Below are 17,332 nucleotides of genomic sequence, written 5' to 3'. Positions count from 1 at the left end.
GAACCGCAAGCCGGGGCTGCGATAATCCCTGGATGACCAAGCGTAGATCCCCGCCCTCTTCGACCGACCTCCGTGGCTTCGTACGTGTACGTGGCGCACGCGAGCACAACCTCAAGAACATCGACGTCGTGATCCCTCGCGACTCGCTCGTCGTGTTCTCCGGGGTGTCGGGATCGGGCAAGTCGTCACTCGCTTTCGGGACGCTGTACGCGGAAGCGCAGCGACGCTACTTCGAGTCGGTGGCGCCTTATGCGCGACGCCTGATCGACCAGGTAGGCGTGCCGGACGTCGACGAAATCGAGGGGCTGCCGCCCGCGGTGGCATTGCAGCAGCAGCGCGGCACGCCCGGAGCACGCTCATCGGTGGGCAGCGTCACTACGCTGTCGAGTCTCGTGCGCATGCTTTACTCGCGTGCGGGCTCGTACCCCGCCGGCCAGGCGATGTTATACGCAGAGGATTTCTCGCCCAACACGCCGCAAGGTGCCTGCCCGCACTGCCACGGGCTGGGCCGCGTGTACGAGGTGACGGAGGCGTCGATGGTGCCGGATCCCACGCTGACCCTGCGCCAACGCGCGATCGCGTCATGGCCACCGGCATGGCACGGTCAGAACCTGCGCGACATTCTGGTCACCCTCGGCTACGACGTGGACGTGCCGTGGAAGGACCTGCCAAAGAAGCAGCGCGACTGGATCCTGTTCACCGAGGAAACCCCGACGGTCCCGGTCTATGCCGGCTTCACGCCGGCGGAAACCCGTGCGGCACTGAAGCGAAAGACCGAACCCAGTTACATGGGCACGTACATGGGTGCGCGGCGTTATGTGCTGCACACTTTCAGCACGACGCAAAGTCCGCTCATGAAGAAGCGCGTGTCGCGCTACATGATCGGCAGCGTCTGTCCGGTCTGCGATGGCAAGCGTCTGAAGCGCGAGTCGTTGTCCGTGACTTTTGCCGGGCTGGACATCGGAAGCCTGTCCGCGTTGTCATTCGATGCCCTGGTCGATACGTTGAAACCGGCAGCCGAGGGGCGGTTCAACGAGCTGGCCGAGTCGACCACACGCAGCCGCGCCGCGGGTAAGCGCGCGAATGCGAAGCGCGTAGCCGCCGGCGGCGCCGCGCACGACGGGTCATCGGACGTGCGGCGCACCCCCAACCTGTCCGAGGAAAAACGTATCGCGGCTCAGCGCATCGCACAGGATCTCGTTGCCCGCGTGGGTACGCTCCAGGCACTCGGCCTTGGCTACCTCTCAATGGACCGATCAAGTCCCACGCTGTCACCGGGCGAGTTGCAGCGGCTGCGCCTGGCCACGCAGATCCGCTCGAACCTGTTCGGCGTCGTCTACGTGCTCGACGAACCGTCGGCCGGCCTTCACCCGGCGGATGGCGAGGCCTTGCTCACCGCGCTGGAGCAACTGAAGCGATCGGGCAATACGATCTTCGTCGTGGAGCACGATATGGACGTCATGCGTCGCGCTGACTGGCTGGTCGACGTCGGCCCGGATGCAGGCGAACGCGGCGGCGAGATTCTTTACAGCGGTCCTCCCGATGGTCTCGCCGACGTGGCGCTGTCGCGTACCGCGCGTTATCTGTTCGGTCACGAGCGGCCTCTTGAGCGGTCACCTCGCCCGGCATCGCGCTGGCTCGAACTCCGCGGCATCACGCGCAACAACCTCCATAATCTGGATGCCGCCTTCCCCATCGGTCTGTTTACCGCGGTCACCGGCATTTCCGGCTCGGGCAAGTCCAGTCTGGTCAGCCAGGCGCTGGTGGAGCTGGTCAGTGAGCATTTGGGCCACGAGCTGCCCGCCCCGGAGGACGAAGGCGATGACGCGGCACCCAGCGTCATCACGAAGACCGGCGGTCGCATCCACAAGGGCGCCGACGCCATCACGCGACTGGTCCAGGTCGACCAGAAGCCGATCGGGCGCACGCCTCGATCCAACCTGGCGACGTATACCGGGCTCTTCGATCACGTGCGCAAGTTGTTTGCCGCGACAAAGGCAGCCAGGGCGAAGCGTTACGACGCCGGGCGCTTTTCGTTCAACGTGGCGAAGGGGCGCTGCGAAACCTGCGAGGGCGAGGGATTCGTCAGCGTCGAGCTGCTCTTCATGCCCAGCGTCTATGCACCCTGCCCCACGTGCCACGGTGCGCGCTATAACGAGGCCACGCTAAAAGTGCAGTGGAACGGCAAGAACATTGCCGACGTGCTGCGACTGACGGTCGAGGAAGCCTGCGAGTTTTTCGTCGACGAGCCAGCGGTGATGAAGCCGCTGTCGCTTCTCTATGACATCGGGCTTGGCTACCTGCGCCTCGGACAACCGGCCACGGAGCTTTCCGGCGGCGAGGCGCAGCGGATCAAGCTGGCGACGGAACTGCAGCGGTCGCAGCGCGGGAGCAATCTTTACGTGCTGGACGAGCCGACCACCGGACTGCATCCGTCGGATGTGGACAAGCTGGTGGCGCAGTTGCAGGGGCTGGTGGCGGCCGGCAATACGGTAGTCGTCGTCGAGCACGAGATGCGCGTGGTCGCCGGAGCCGACTGGGTGATCGACGTCGGTCCCGGCGCGGGTGACGAGGGCGGCAAGATTGTCGCCTGCGGGCCGCCGCGGCTGGTCGCCAGCGAGACGACGAGCCGTACGGCGCCTTATCTGGCTCGGGTACTCGGGTAAACGGCGTCGCCGACAGGAACAGGCCCCATCGACGACCATGCACTGCCCCCGCGGGAGCTGCCCTCAGCTCCCCTCGGCAACCGCCGGCAGTTCGCTCACGTCACGCACGCTGTACACGTCGATGGCATACGGATGCTGCGCGTCGCCAGTCGCCTTGAAGCGTCCGAACACCGTGGCATCGGCACGGGTGCCTTTATTGCTCACCGTGCGTCGGAACGAGGACACATCCCGCTTACCGGCGGACTTGTCGTCCATGGCGAGGTCCACCGCGCCCTTGCACTGCGCATCGGACAGCGTCGTCGTCTTGCCCTCGCTGCTGGCCACGCCACGGACGGTCACCGTCGTGTTGAGGTAGCGGGCGGCGGTGCCGAGCACCGAGCAGATGGACTCGGGTGGTGTGTCGTCCTCGGAGCGAGCGACCGCCGCGTTACTGGCGATAACGAGGACCAGGGCGACCCCCGCCGCCCGTGCGAACGTCTGGATTGTCATTTGGCTTCCCCCCCCTTCTCTTCTCAAGCCCGTCAGGGCCCCTGCCGTATGGACGGCTAATCGAAGGACACCGCGTTTGCGGCGTCGCGTCAATAAGAAAAATGGGCAGTAGGGGGTGAACTTATTGCCGATCAGGCCTTGCCGGCGGCGATGTTCACGCTGATGGCGATGATGAAGACATTGAAGAAGAACGCGATCGCGCTGTGCATCAGCCCGATCCGGCGCAGGTACCGGGTGGTGATCTGGACATCGGAGACCTGGAAGGTCATGCCGATGGTGAAGGCGAAATAGGCGAAATCCCAGTAATCGGGTTCTTCATCACCGGGGAAATCGAGCCCCTGGTGTGGCTTGCCGAACTCCCCGTAATACCCGTGGGCGTAATGCAGGGAGAACAGGGTATTCATGAAGGTCCACGCCAGGATGATGGTGGTCGCGGCCACCGCGATGGCCAGTGCCCCGCCCTTGTCGCTGGAGTTCAGCTCCGTCGTGACCGCGCCGAGCACGACGGCGGAGAGGACCACACCACTCAGCAGCGTGGTCCACCGGCCGGTGTCCTGTTGCTTCGCCTGCCGCCGCATGGTGGCCGGACTGGCACCGACGAATATCCGCAAAAGCAGGACGAAGTACACGACGGCACCCAGATCGAACCCCAGCAGCAGCGGCAACGACCGTGGCATGCCGCTGAATTCCAGCGCCGCCGCGGCAACCACCGCCACGGCCGCACCCACCAGCAGGCGCGGGCGGGCGTGGGCGTAGCGGATCGGACCCCACACTTTCCTGCGATGAGGCGCTGATTTTTGCGGCGTTTCGGTCATGAAAAAAGCTGTCCACCCGGCGAATGCGGCGGACTATAACCTCTTACGGCTGCGTCAGTGTCACCGTCGCCTGACGCAGAGCCTCGGCGGCCTTTCGGGTCGCGTTGGCGGTGAGGGTCACTTCCGCACTCGCCTGATCCCAGGCTTTCGCGTCGATGGCGTCACCGATACCCGGAAGCGGCGCGACGTCTTCGCCCTCCTTGCGACCCGGGGCCTGCAGCAGGTGCCGATACAAGCTGCGCTGGGGCAAGCCGGACGCCTGGAGGAACGCCGGAGCGACATCGCGCAACGCACGGTTGACCTTCGCGGCGCGGGACGAAGACAGTGCGGGCGCACCCGTTGCTTCAGCGATGGACGCGGCCGCGTCGAAGGCGCCAGCGGCGGCCAGGAGATCGCGCTGGGCGTCGCGCAGGGCGTCCAGATTCACCGCCTGCCACCCATCGTCGACGCGCGCGGGCGGCTGCAGCTTCCGATAGGCCACATCGGCCAGGTGGTACGAACCGTCATCCAGCAGGGCGTTATGGCGCTGCGCTTCCTTGTGCGCCGTTTCCGAGCTCGCCTGCAAGCGGTCGATGTCCTTGCCGAGCGCCGTGGCAAAGCCGGTGTATCGCCACGGCAGCACGTCCGCATTGGCGACACGCAGGACGAGCCGCGCATTGGTTTTCGCCAGCAACCCTACGTAAGCAAGGCCGGGATCGCCGAAGCGCTGGTAATGCGTGTATGTGTCATAGAGCGAGTGGTACACCGGCACACTCTCGTCATCCCCGTCGCGGTCGTAACCATAGCGAACGTGCAGCGACGGCACGCCAAGGCGATGCGCGAACGACAGGTAATCGGAGCCGGTGCCTACGCGCGACGGAACGATCGGACCCGAGACATCCTTGCCTTTCTCCGCCGCATCCACCGCACGCTTGGCCAGCCGACGTGCCTGCACGGTGGCGCCGGTTTCCGGGTCCTGCAGATCGGCTGCCACACCGTCGATCAGAGTGGAAAGCGACGGGTCACCCTGCGCGGCGAGGAAACCCCTGCCGGTAGTGTCGTTATTGAGGTAGAACACGGCCTTCTTCGACAGCTCGGCGGCGTGCTGCGCGGTCCATGCCTTGGAGCCCAGGATACCCAGCTCTTCGCCATCCCAGCTGGCGAACACCAGCGTGCGCTTCGGTCGCACGCCTGCCTTGGCCAGCTCGCCGATGGCCCTGGCCTCAGCCAGCAACGCCGTGGTGCCCGCGAGCGGGTCCCACGCACCGTAGACCCAGGCGTCATGATGCACGCCACGAATCACCCACTCGTCGGGATGCTCGCTGCCACGCAACGTGGCGATCACGTTGTGCAGCGTGCGCCATTCCCACGGCGAACGGACTTCCAGATGAACACGTGCATTGCCCCCCACGTGATAGGTCAGCGGCAGACCGCCTTGCCAGCGGTCCGGCACGGCCTGCCCGCCGAGCGCCCGCAGGAAGTGTTCGGCGTCGCCATAGCCGATGGTAACCACAGGAATCGACAGGTCCGCCGTGTGCTTCGCGGCCTGGATCGTCTTCGCACTTGCTGCATCCAGCACGCTGTCGATGCCAAGCGTGCCTCGCTGGAGGGTACGCGGCGTGCGCCACGCACCGTCGGGGTAGACGTCACCCTTCACGAAGCCATCGGCTTCCGGATCCGAGTAGATCACCACGCCGACCGCGCCGTGCTCCTGCGCAAGGCGTGGCTTCACCCAGCGCCCGGCACCGCTCGACTTGACCAGGACCACCTTGCCTTTGACCGACTCGCCGGTGCGCTCGAGATCCGCATAGTCCTTCGCCAGGCCTTCGTTGACGTAGATCAGTGGCGCATCGACCGCGCCGTCCGGGCTGTACGACTCCATGCCCGGCAACACGCCGTCTTGTTTTGCGGTATCCGGATCACCGGCAACGGCGGGCTCGGTAAAGTCCGCCGCATAGCTCTCACCGCCCCGCAGCGAAAGCTTCTGCACCGTGGGATAGGCGACGAGCACACGCGTCGATTCGACCTTCACGTCCCAGCCCCACTGACGCAGGCTGTCCGCGATGAAACGCGCGTTGTCGTCGTTATGCGGCGACCCGACCTGGTTGGGCGCCGACGTCAACCGCCGTAACCAGCCGTCGAGATCGGCGCTGCCGATGGACGCGTCGACACGCTGCTCCACGTCGCGCTCCGCCTGCGTCGAGGCGCCGCCGAAGCCGGCGATCGGTTCGGCGGGAGCGGCATGGGCGCCAGCCGCGACGGTGAGGGAGAAAGCGATAAATAGCGTACGCATGCGCATCAGTCCCACCGGTACGTGGCGCTGGCGTAGTAGTAACGCCCGTTCCAGCTCAGCGGTGAGAACAGGCTGTACTTGAAGTTGCCGCTGGTGGAATTGGCATACTTCACCTGCTCCGGGCGGGCATTGAACGCGTTGTCCGCACCGGCGCTCAGGGTCCAGTGGTCGATGTTGTAATCGGCCGAGAGATCCAGCGTCCAGCGATGATCGAAGTTCTGATCGAGCGCATTGCCACTGTTGCTGTAGACGGTGTAGCTGCCGTAGCGCTGCACGTTGGCGTGGCCCGCCCAGCGGCCGTGCAGGTAATCGAAGCCTACGTCGAGCTTGGTGCGCGGATTGGTATCGCCCAGCAGGCCGAGACGCTCGCGACGCTCCACGCGCTGCACCGCCACGCCGAGCTCATCGAGGATGGCCGGATTCGGCTTGACCCGGGTCACCTCGTTTTCGTTGTACGCCCAGCCCACGGTGGTGTTGAGGCGATCGCCGTTGGCGAAATCGAAGCCGTACTGACTCACGACATCGAGGCCGCGCGTGCGCGTGTCCACCGCATTGGTGAAGTAACGAATCGACTGATAGTTCGCGTCCACGCCGTTGGCGGCGAGGTAGGCGTTGACGGCGGGTGTGCTGACCGGAATGTTCGACGACAGATTGATGCGATTGTTGATCTTGATGTAGTACGCATCGACGCTGACGTTCCAGCCGTTGAGCGGCTCGAGCACGAGGCCGAGCGTGGCACTGCGCGACTTCTCGGGCTTCAGCTTCTCGGCACCCAGCAGACTGGCCGCTTCCGCATCCACCGGGAACGTACCGGATTGCACCAGCACCTGTCCCTGCCCCAGGTCCTGCAACTGCGAGGAGATATCCGCATAGTGCTGCTGCACCAGCGTCGGCGCACGGAATCCGGTGCCGACGCTGCCACGGACGGCGACGCGCGGCGTGAAGTCGAAACGACCGGACAACGATCCGGACGTCGTGCCGCCGAAATCGCTGTAGTTCTCGTGGCGTCCCGCCAGCGACACGGCGAAACGGTCGGTCAGATTGGTCTCGAGATCGATGTACTCGGACGTGTCATGCCGCTGCCAGTTGCCCTGCAGGTCGCCCGTGATTCCTCCGTTCGCACCGTACTGCGACACGGCATCGCCCGGCGTCACCTTGTACGCCTGACGCAAATACTCCGCGCCAAACGACACGCTGACGGGATTGGGCAGCCACGATGTCGTGATTTCCTTGCTGATATCGAGGTTGGCGACCTGCTGATTGGCCTTGTAATCGGCCCCCTGGATGAAGAACGGCGTCTCACCGAACGCCCTGTAGTAGTCGGCGTTGATCGAATGACTGCGCTGGTCGTACTCGTTCGAGCCATGGCTGACCGAGGCATCGTAATGCCAGCCGTCGCCCAGCTCACCGCGCAGGCCCGCGGTCAGCGTGGTGTCGTTGACGATCGGAATGCTCACCGGCAGGTAGCCGCTGGGATAGATCGAGGCGACATTGGTCGAATCGCCGCGGTGACGATAGAGGCTGGCGGTTTCGTCGCGGTCACGCCGGTAAAGCGCTTCGAAATAGACCTCGGCCGCCTTGCTGAACTCGTACTGCCCGACCACGGACACCTTGTTCGACTGCACGGCCGGATCACCGAGCCAGTACACCTTCTTGCCGTACGTGGTACCGACCGACGCCGCGGTCTGATCGCGCCCTGCGCGATTGCTGCCATCGTTGTTCTGGGTATCGATCGCCACATGGATCGAGCCCTTGTCGCCCAGCTTGAAACCGGTATCCGCCGAGAGCTGTCGCTGCAGGCCATCGCCCGCGTCATAGCCGCCGAACTTGGCCGTTACCTGGCCGCCCGTGCCCGACTTCTTCAGGATCACGTTGATCACACCGCCGATGGCGTCGGAGCCGTAACGTGCCGACTGGCCGTCTCGCAGCACCTCGATACGCTCGATCGCCGAGACGGGAATGGCGTTCAGGTCGACGGGGTTCGAACCGCGGCCGATGGCGCCACCGAGGTTGAGGAAGGCGCCCGAATGCTGCCGCTTGCCGTCGATCAGCACCAGGACCTGATCCGGGCTGAGACCGCGCAGTGTCACCGGCCGGGCCACTTCCGCCCCGCTGATGGTGGTCGGCTGCGGGAAGTTGAGGGAGGGCACCAGACGCGCCAGCGCCGCCGCGAGCTGGGTGGCCCCACTCTGCTGCAGCTGCTGCGGGGTGATCACGTCAATCGGTTGCAGCGAGCTCGATACGGTGCGCTCGGTGCTGCGCGTACCGGTGACGATGACGGTGTCGAGGTTGCTGGGTTTGGCGGCCTCGGTCGTGTCGGCCGGCGCGGCCTGTTGCGCATGGACGGTCGAGGCGCTGAGCGCGACGGCGAGTGCAAGGAACAACGGCTTGCGGCGATGAGCGAAAGACAACATGGGTACGGAATTCCCCTGGAAACGGAAAGTGCGCCGACGCCCCGGGGGCGACGGAAATGAGTGACGGCAGGTCGCGGCAACGCTCCGGGGCGTCACCCGTCGACGTGACGGAGAAAATGGCGAGATGTGCTCCGCGGGTTTAGCGGAGCGCGCACTACGCGCGGTGTGGGTCGCTCAGACCAGTCGACACGAACGACACGCGCATGCCGCCACCGAACATCGCGGCATGGCCGGCGACGTCATCGGGAGGGTGTGCGCGTGGAAGTCGTATGCGTTCACTGGGAGCGTGTTACACCTGAAGTAAGCCGCCGGAACGGCATGGTTGGCAGTGGCCCGGATGTCATTTGTTGCACCGCGTCGCAAGTTTGTCAACCTGTGCGATTGGACGTCCATTTCAAGACCTGCGGCGCTATGACGCGCATCGTGCGATGATTTCCCCCGATCCCACAGGCCATTCCCCATGAGCTACGACGACGATTACCCCGAAGAACGCGAGTACGACGATGAAGAAGGCGAGGACACCGTCGAGTCCCAGGTCTGGCAGCTGTTGCTGCTCATCAATCCCGGCGACGAGGAGAATGCGCTGCGCCAGTTCACCGTGTATCGCGCGGAGATCGAGGACCAGGGCGACGAAGACCCCATCCGCATCGTGGCGCAGGTCACCGACTGGCAGTCGAGTTTCGAGGTGGATGCCGACGACACCCGCACTCTCGTCGATGCCATCATGGAACTGGTATCGCGCTGGAGCGATGTCACCATCGACTGGGACGGCGACCCGAGCGAAGACGAGTTTCACGAGGACATCGACGGTCCGGAAATCTTCAGCCGCGCCTTCGACCAGCTCAATCAGTACGGTTATACGTTGTGGGCGCGCGAGGCTGAGGAAGACGATGTGTATGCCGGATGGATCACGTCCTCGCGCGATGACGAACACATGCGTCAGATCGCCGCGTCGCTGGGCATCAATCTGCGTCTTGGCAGCCAGGTGACCTGAGCTACGCCAGACGCTCCTTCAGCAGATCGATGAAGGCACGAACCTTCACCGGGGGCTGTCGCCCGGGATACACCGCGTGTATCCCGCCCTCGGGCAACGTGAACCCGGGAAGCAAGGCGACGAGTCTCCCGGCGGCGACATCGGCATCGACGACGTAGTCGGGCAGTACCGAGATCCCCAGGCCTTCGAGGACGAAACGACAGGCGACGGTCGCGCTGTTGGCACTGGCGATGACACGGGTCTGTACCGAGTGCTCATCGCCGTGGCCATCGGTGAAGGTCCATCGCGTCGGCGAAGCCAGCACCGTGACGGCCACCCAGCGATGCGCTGCGAGGTCGCCGGGGACCGATGGCGTACCGTGTTTTTCCAGATAGGACGGCGAGGCGACGAGGCATTCGCGGAAGGCGGCTAGCCGGGCGGCACGCAGGCTCGAGTCGCGCAGCCAGCCGATACGGATGGCCAGATCGAACCGCTCGGCGATCAGATCGGACACGGTGTCGGTGACGACCAGTTCCACCCTCACCTGCGGATAGCGCTCGGCGAACTCGGCGAGCGCCGGGGCGACGACAGTGGTGCCATGGTCGCTGGCAGCCGTGACGCGAAGCACGCCCATCGGCGTGTCACGGCACTCGCCCAGCCGGGTGATCGCATCGTCGGCATCGGCGAGAATGCGGGCGCAGTCTTCGTGAAAGCGCTCACCGGCGTCGGTCAGCGCCATCCGCCGCGTGCTGCGCACCATCAACGCGACGCCGAGTTCCTCTTCCAGCTTTGCCAGGTGCTGGCTGACCATGGCCTTGGTCGTCCCCAGCTGCCCGGCCGCGGCGGTGAAGGACCCCGCCCTGACGAGGGCGACGAAGACGGCCAGGCGGTTCAGATTGACGTCGGCGGCGGCCATGAGTCGGTCCCTGTCGTAAAGCGATACTTTACGATGAATTGCGCGATGGGGCGTTTTTCGGAAACGATCGCCGGCGCATCCTAGCTGCCTGACTTCCGACACCAAGGCCATTCCCATGAAGATCGTTCTGTTCGGCGCCACCGGCAACATCGGCAACGTGATCCTCGACGAGGCTCTGGCCCGCGGGCATGAGGTCACCGCCGTCGTTCGCGATCCTGCGAAACTGGCCACGAAGAACCCGAAGCTTGAGGTCGTCAAAGGCGACGTGGCCGACGCCACCTCGTTCGCCCCCGCCCTTGCCGGGGCCGATGCCGCCATCGCCAGCCTGAACGACCATGCCACGCCGGCCAATGTGCCGAAGCAGGCGACCGCCCTGCTCTACGCGCTCGCGGCGGCCGGCGTGAAGCGCTTCGCCTGGGTCGGTGGTGCGGGCAGCCTGGAGACCGCACCGGGCGTGCGTGTGATCGACGACCCGAACTTCCCGGAAGCCTGGAAGACCTCGGCGAACTCGCAGATCGAGGCGCTGAAGGCGTTCCGCGGCAGCGATGCCCGTGTGGACTGGACCTACATCAGCCCCGCGGCGGAGATCGCACCGGGCGAACGCAAGGGGAGCTTCCGGGTAGGTGGCGATCAGTTGCTTGTGGATAGTGACGGGCACAGCCGGATTTCGACCGCTGACTTTGCCATCGGCGTGCTGGACCGGATCGAGAAGGGCGATGCGGTGAAGAAGCGGGTGACCTTCGCGTATTGAGGGGAATCGCGCGCATGAGGAATCGCGCGCACGAGGAATCGCGCGCGGGGCGCGCTCCTACATGGGGATTGGCGGCGTGGGGATTGGCGGCTTTTGGCCGCTATAATCTCCCGATGAATTATCGCCACGCCTACCATGCCGGCAACTTTGCCGATGTCCTCAAGCACATGGTGCTCGTGGCCCTGATCGACTCGCTGAAGCAAAAGGCGTCGCCCTTCTGCTACATCGACACTCACGCCGGCAGCGGTCGATACGACCTGCAAGGCAACGAGGCGCGCAAGACCGCCGAGGCCGACGAAGGCTTCGGCGTCCTCAAGACCGCGTCCGGCCTGCCGCCCCTGCTTTGGAAGTACCTCGAGATCGTCCGCGCGTTGAACGAAGGCAGCGATTCGCTGCGCTTCTATCCCGGCTCGCCGTGGATCGCCGCCCATCTGATGCGTGAGACCGACTCGGCGCAGATGGTCGATGTACGCAATGACGAGTCAGGCGCACTCCGCCAGCTGTTCCACCACGACAAGCGCATCCATGTGCATGAGCGTGATGGCTACGAGGCGATGAAAGCCTTCGTTCCACCGAAAGAAAAGCGCGGCCTGGTGCTGATCGATCCGCCGTTCGAGGCTCAGGAAGCCGAGTTCCGCATCATCGAGAAGACGCTCAAGGCCGCGCTGGAAAAGTGGCCGACCGGCGTCTACGCGGTCTGGTACCCGATCAAGCTGCGCAGCCACGTGCAGCCGTTCCATCGCTGGCTGACCAAGTGCGGCGCCAAACGCGTTCTGGTCGCCGAACTGCTGCTGCGTCCCGACGACTCTCCGCTGCGTCTCAACGGCACGGGTATCGCCATCGTGAATGCGCCGTGGAAACTCGATGAAACGATCCGCGACTCGCTCAAGCTGCTGCCGAAGCTTTTGGGGAAGCCGGGCGAATCCGAATACCGGCTGACCTGGCTGGTGGAAGAAGGCAAGGATGAAGAGCCTGCCCACAGTCCGCACGCACCCCGTTCAGTCCGTCGGCGCTAAATTGGCGATACATGCCAGGAGCCGACCCATGCGCCCGACCATCGTCCGTTTAGCCGTTCCTGCCGCCCTGCTCACGCTCGCGCTTTCCGCCTGCGCACCGGCGCCGATCTACAAAACCACCGCGAACAACGCCGCCGTGCCACCCTCCCAGGTGGCGCGCGAGCCGGAACGCTACGGCAACTCGGACGTGATCTGGGGTGGTCGCATCGTCAGGGTCAGCAACTTTGCCGACCACAGCGAGATCGAGATCCTCGCCTATCCGCTCGATGGTTCGCAGCGGCCGCAGGCGAACGACACCGGCAACGGCCGGTTCATCGCCGCCATGCCTGGCTACGTCGAAAGCCTCGACTACCCGGCTGGCGGCCTGGTGACCGTCGCGGGCCGCCTGAATGGCACGCGCGCGTCCAATGTCGGGCAGGCGTCGTACACCTTCCCGCTGGTTTCGGTGAACCAGTCGCACGTGTGGACGGCCAAGGAAATGTCGGGTGGCCACCCGAACATCAGTTTCGGCGTGGGTGTCGGCGTCATACGGTAAGATCTTTCGATCACTTACCGGGACAGGGATCACATGTCGGGACATTCCGATTCGAAGCGCGCGATTTTTCTCGCGCTTGGCGCCAACTTCGCCATTTTCGTCGCCAAGCTCGTCGCGGCCCTCTTTACCGGATCCGGTGCGATGCTCGCGGAAGCGGTGCATTCGCTCGCCGATTGCGGCAACCAGGGCCTGTTGCTGCTCGGCATGAAGCAGGCCAAGAGGCCGCCGTCGTCAGAGTACCCGCTGGGCTGGGGGCGCGCGCTGTATTTCTGGTCCTTTCTCGTCGCCATCCTGCTCTTCAGCGTGGGCGGCATGTTCTCGGTCTACGAGGGCGTCCATAAGCTCACCCATCCCGAGCCGCTCAAATGGGCATGGCTGGCTGTCGGCGTGCTGGTGTTTTCCATCATCACCGAAGGCGTTTCCATGCATGGCTGCATGCAGGAAGTGAACAAGGCGCGCGGCGACCAGCCTTTGTGGCAGTGGTTTCGTGAGACGCGGGCAAGCGAGCTGCTGGTGATCTTCGGTGAAGACCTGGCCGCCCTGCTCGGCCTCTGCCTGGCACTGATCGCCGTGCTGCTGACCATGCTGACCGGCAACCTGATATTCGACGCTATCGGCACGATCGCCATTGGCGTGCTGCTTATCGTGGTAGCCGTCGCGGTCGCCCGCGAGGTCAAGGCGCTGCTGATCGGCCAGGGCGTGGAGCCAAGGCGCCGTGTGCAGATGGTGGCTTTCCTCCAGGGCCGCCCTGAAATCGACACGGTCTACAACCTGCTGACCCTGCAGATGGGCAACGAGGTGATGGTGGCGATCAAGGCGAAGATGGCCGCGGCGCCGACCGCGCGCGCCATGGTCGAAGCGATCAACATCGTGGAGGCGGACTTCAAGGCGGAGTTCAAGGACGTGCGCTGGAGCTTCTTCGAGCCGGATATCACGGACTGAGGCTGGCCTAGCCAGCCGCTTCACCCCGGGGTAGTACAATCGTCGGCTTGTCCGCAAGCGACCAAGCCGACTTCATGCCTCTAGCTCTGACCCGCCCGCCGCTGCCCGCCACCGCCAAGACACGCCGCTACTGGGCCACACCCCATGGCTCGGCCTGGGCTCTCGAAGTCGCCGAGGCGGCGCGCGCGCACGAAGGCCTGCTGGTCGTGGTCACCCGCGACACCCGCAGCGCCGACAACCTCGAAAGCGAGCTGGCGGTCTTCGCGGGCGAACTGCCCGTGCTGCATTTCCCGGACTGGGAAACGCTGCCCTACGACGTCTTCAGCCCGCACCCGGAAGTCGTTTCCCAGCGTATCGCGACCCTCTACCGGCTACCCAGCACCCGGCGCGGCGTGCTGGTCGTGCCGGTGGCGACCCTGATGCAGCGCATCGCCCCGCGCACGCACATCACCGGTTCCGGGCTGGTGCTGCGCAAGGGTCAGAAGCTGGACCTGGGCGCCGAGCAGCGTCGCCTCGAAGCCGCCGGCTACCGCAACGTGCCGCAGGTCGCCGAGCCGGGCGACTTCGCCGTGCGCGGCGCGCTCATCGACATCTACGCCATGGGCGCGAGCGAGCCGTATCGCGTCGAACTGTTCGACGACGAGGTCGAGTCGATCCGCAGCTTCGACACCGAAACCCAGCGCTCCACGCATCAGGTCGACAGCGTGGACCTGCTCCCGGCCCGCGAATTCCCGTTAACCGAAGACGCCGCCAAAAACTTTCGTGCCAACCTGCGCGAACGTTTTCCGATCGACATCCGTCGCTGCCCGCTCTATCAGGACATGAAGGAAGGCGTCACGCCGGGCGGCATCGAGTACTACCTGCCCCTTTTCTTCCCCGCCACTGAAACCCTGTTCGACTACATCGCGGGCGATGCGATGTTCGTCCTGGGCGAAGGTGCGCTGGCGTCGGCGGAGCAGTTCTGGACCCATACCGCCGAGCGCTATGACCAGCGCGCGCACGATATCGAGCGTCCGGTGCTGCCGCCGGCCGAGATCTACCTGCCGCCCGAGCAACTGCGCGAGCGCCTGAACAAGCAGGTGCGCGTGGATGTCGTGTCCAGCGATCACGAGCACGCCGTGGACCTGGGCACGCAGCCCGCGCCCGAGGTGCCGCTCAACCGCAAGGGCGAAGAGCCGGGCACCGCGCTGCGGCACTTCCTCGCCAGCTACAAGGGCAGCGTGCTGATCGCCGCGGACTCCGCCGGCCGCCGCGAAGCCCTGATCGAACAGCTCGCGGGCGCGGGGCTGAAGCCGGCCATCCTCGACGGCTGGAAAGACTTCCTTGCCCGCGACGAGAAGCTGGCGATCACTGTCGCTTCGCTCGAGCAAGGCTTCGCGATCACCAAGCCCGCGTTCACCGTGCTCACCGAGCGCGAACTGTTCGGCGAGCGTGTGCGCACCGACCGCAAGCGCCGTGCCGGGGCCGCCCGCGATCCCGAAAGCATCATCAAGGACCTGACCGAGCTGTCCATCGGCTCGCCCATCGTCCATATCGACCACGGTGTGGGCCGCTATCAGGGCCTGCTTTCGCTCGATGTCGGCGATATGCCGGGCGAGTTCCTGACCATCGAGTACGCCAAGGGCGACAAGCTCTACGTGCCCGTGGCCCAGCTGGGCCTGGTCAGCCGCTACACCGGCACCGCGCCCGAACTGGCGCCGCTGCACTCCCTGGGCGGGGATGCCTGGGAACGTGCGCGCAAGAAGGCCGCCGAAAAGGTGCGCGACGTGGCGGCCGAGCTGCTTGGCATCTACGCGCAGCGCGAAGCCCGTCAGGGCCAGTCACTGTCCGTCGACCGGCAGATGATCGAGGAATTCGCGGCGACCTTCCCCTTCGAGGAAACACCCGATCAGCAGGCCGCCATCGATTCCGTCATCGTCGACCTCGCCGCACCGCGTGCGATGGATCGCGTCGTCTGCGGCGATGTCGGCTTCGGCAAGACCGAGGTGGCACTCCGCGCCGCTTTCGCCGCCGCGACGGCCGGCAAACAGGTGGCCGTCCTGGTGCCGACCACCCTGCTCGCCCAGCAGCATTACCGCAACTTCGCCGATCGCTTCGCCGACTGGCCGGTCCGGGTGGACGTCATCTCGCGCTTCAAGTCGAAGAAGGAAGTGGACGGCGCGCTGGAGCGCCTCGCCGAAGGGCAGATCGATGTCATCGTCGGCACCCACAAGCTGCTTGGTCCCGAGATCCGGTTCAAGGATCTGGGCCTGGTCATCGTCGACGAGGAGCAGCGTTTCGGCGTCCGCCAGAAAGAGCAGCTGAAAAAACTGCGTGCGGAGGTCGACCTGCTGACCCTGACCGCCACGCCGATCCCGCGCACGCTCAACATGGCGATGAGCGGACTGCGCGACCTGTCGATCATCGCGACGCCGCCGGCCCACCGGACCGCCGTGCGCACACTGATCTCCACGTACCAGCCCGCCCTGATCCGCGAAGCGATCCAGCGCGAGCTGGCCCGTGGCGGACAGGTCTACTTCCTGCACAACGAAGTCGAATCCATCGAGCGCATCGCACGCGAGCTGGGCGAACTGGTACCTGAAGCGCGCATTCGCGTCGCCCATGGGCAGATGCCGGAGCGCGACCTCGAACAGGTCATGGCGGACTTCCACCGCCAGCGATTCAACGTGCTGGTGTCGACGACCATCATCGAATCCGGCATCGATATCCCGACCGCCAACACCATCGTGGTCAACCGCGCCGATCGCTTCGGTCTCGCGCAGCTGCACCAGCTGCGCGGACGCGTCGGTCGTTCGCATCACCGCGCTTACGCGTACCTGATCGTGCCCGACCGCAAGGCGATGACCGCCGATGCGGAGAAGCGCCTCGAAGCGCTGGCCTCGCTGGAAGAACTCGGCGCCGGCTTCACGCTCGCCACGCACGATCTCGAAATTCGCGGTGCGGGCGAGATGCTCGGCGAAGAACAATCGGGCCAGATCCAGGAAATCGGCTTCGGTCTGTACACGGAACTGCTCGACCGCGCCGTACGTGCACTGAAGTCGGGCAAAGTGCCGGACTTCGATCTCACCTCGGAGCACGAGACGGAGGTCGAACTGCATCTTCCCGCGCTGATTCCGGAGGACTACCTGCCGGATGTCCATGCACGACTGACGCTCTACAAGCGCATCGCCAGCGCGCGCGACGAAAATGGGTTGCGCGAGTTGCAGGTGGAAATGATCGATCGCTTCGGCCTTCTGCCGGATCAGATCAAGTGTCTGTTCGCAGTCGCCCAGCTGAAACTGATGGCGACGCCGCTGGGTATCCGCAAGGTGGACTTCGGCGCCAATGGCGGACGTATTACCTTCCGCGATAAACCGGATATCGACCCGATGGCGCTGATCAAGCTGATCCAGCAGCAGCCCCGGGTGTTCAAGATGGACGGGCAGGACAAGCTGCGCGTCATTCTGGAGCTGCCGGGTTCGGCCGAGCGCATCAGGACAGCGCAGGATTTGCTGGTATCCCTGGGCGCGAGGCGGCCCGGCTAACCCACCAACCTCGCGTCAC

The 17,332-nt window shown here is 65.2% G+C and carries 12 protein-coding genes; 7 read left to right on the top strand and 5 right to left on the bottom strand.

Annotation, left to right across the window (positions count from 1 at the left end; translation table 11 throughout):
- The first annotated feature begins 32 nt into the window (after positions 1-32).
- Positions 33-2,666, top strand: coding sequence for an excinuclease ABC subunit UvrA (locus B5X73_RS12645; RefSeq protein WP_079521982.1), 2,634 nt, complete (start codon positions 33-35; stop codon positions 2,664-2,666).
- A gap of 63 nt (positions 2,667-2,729) precedes the next feature.
- On the opposite strand, the gene B5X73_RS12640 is transcribed toward B5X73_RS12645, so the two are convergent.
- From B5X73_RS12640 to B5X73_RS12625, 4 genes are all read right to left on the bottom strand, one after another.
- A complete protein-coding gene (locus tag B5X73_RS12640; protein WP_036114334.1) occupies positions 2,730-3,155 on the bottom strand; it encodes a hypothetical protein in 426 nt (141 codons plus the stop codon).
- Positions 3,156-3,286: 131 nt separating this feature from the next.
- Positions 3,287-3,970: a DUF1345 domain-containing protein gene (locus B5X73_RS12635; RefSeq protein ID WP_043693194.1), complete on the bottom strand. Its 684-nt coding sequence runs from the start codon at positions 3,968-3,970 to the stop codon at positions 3,287-3,289.
- 43 nt (positions 3,971-4,013) lie between these two features.
- Complete coding sequence (locus tag B5X73_RS12630; protein ID WP_176167833.1) at positions 4,014-6,242, bottom strand: M28 family peptidase; 2,229 nt, start codon at positions 6,240-6,242, stop codon at positions 4,014-4,016.
- A 5-nt stretch (positions 6,243-6,247) separates the two neighbouring features.
- The gene (locus B5X73_RS12625) at positions 6,248-8,656 is read right to left on the bottom strand and encodes a TonB-dependent receptor plug domain-containing protein (protein WP_079521980.1); all 2,409 of its coding nucleotides are present in this window, start codon (positions 8,654-8,656) and stop codon (positions 6,248-6,250) included.
- Positions 8,657-9,116: 460 nt separating this feature from the next.
- On the opposite strand from B5X73_RS12625, the gene B5X73_RS12615 reads away from it, so the two are divergent.
- Positions 9,117-9,650 (top strand): DUF6630 family protein, encoded by a 534-nt coding sequence (locus B5X73_RS12615; RefSeq protein WP_079521978.1) that lies wholly within the window; start codon positions 9,117-9,119, stop codon positions 9,648-9,650.
- 1 nt (position 9,651) lies between these two features.
- Here B5X73_RS12615 and B5X73_RS12610 read toward each other — a convergent pair whose 3' ends face one another.
- Positions 9,652-10,545, bottom strand: coding sequence for a LysR family transcriptional regulator (locus B5X73_RS12610; protein WP_079521977.1), 894 nt, complete (start codon positions 10,543-10,545; stop codon positions 9,652-9,654).
- Between the two features lie 115 nt (positions 10,546-10,660).
- Here B5X73_RS12610 and B5X73_RS12605 point away from each other — a divergent pair, with 115 nt between their 5' ends.
- The 5 genes from B5X73_RS12605 (at position 10,661) to mfd (ending at position 17,313) form a co-directional block, all read left to right on the top strand.
- A complete protein-coding gene (locus B5X73_RS12605; RefSeq protein WP_079521976.1) occupies positions 10,661-11,296 on the top strand; it encodes an NAD(P)-dependent oxidoreductase in 636 nt (211 codons plus the stop codon).
- A 113-nt stretch (positions 11,297-11,409) separates the two neighbouring features.
- Positions 11,410-12,312 carry a 23S rRNA (adenine(2030)-N(6))-methyltransferase RlmJ gene (gene rlmJ / locus B5X73_RS12600; protein WP_043693175.1) on the top strand — a complete coding sequence of 301 codons (903 nt, stop codon included), beginning with the start codon at positions 11,410-11,412 and terminating at the stop codon, positions 12,310-12,312.
- A gap of 28 nt (positions 12,313-12,340) precedes the next feature.
- Positions 12,341-12,847, top strand: a complete 507-nt coding sequence (locus B5X73_RS12595) for a Slp family lipoprotein (protein ID WP_079521975.1) — start codon at positions 12,341-12,343, stop codon at positions 12,845-12,847.
- Positions 12,848-12,880: 33 nt separating this feature from the next.
- A complete protein-coding gene (locus tag B5X73_RS12590; RefSeq protein WP_079521974.1) occupies positions 12,881-13,789 on the top strand; it encodes a cation diffusion facilitator family transporter in 909 nt (302 codons plus the stop codon).
- A gap of 74 nt (positions 13,790-13,863) precedes the next feature.
- Complete coding sequence (mfd, locus tag B5X73_RS12585; RefSeq protein ID WP_079521973.1) at positions 13,864-17,313, top strand: transcription-repair coupling factor; 3,450 nt, start codon at positions 13,864-13,866, stop codon at positions 17,311-17,313.
- The last annotated feature ends 19 nt before the right edge of the window (positions 17,314-17,332 follow it).

It is taken from the genome of Luteibacter sp. 22Crub2.1, assembly GCF_900167995.1.
GTDB lineage: Bacteria > Pseudomonadota > Gammaproteobacteria > Xanthomonadales > Rhodanobacteraceae > Luteibacter > Luteibacter mycovicinus.
This window is presented reverse-complemented; position numbering and strand designations above follow the sequence as displayed.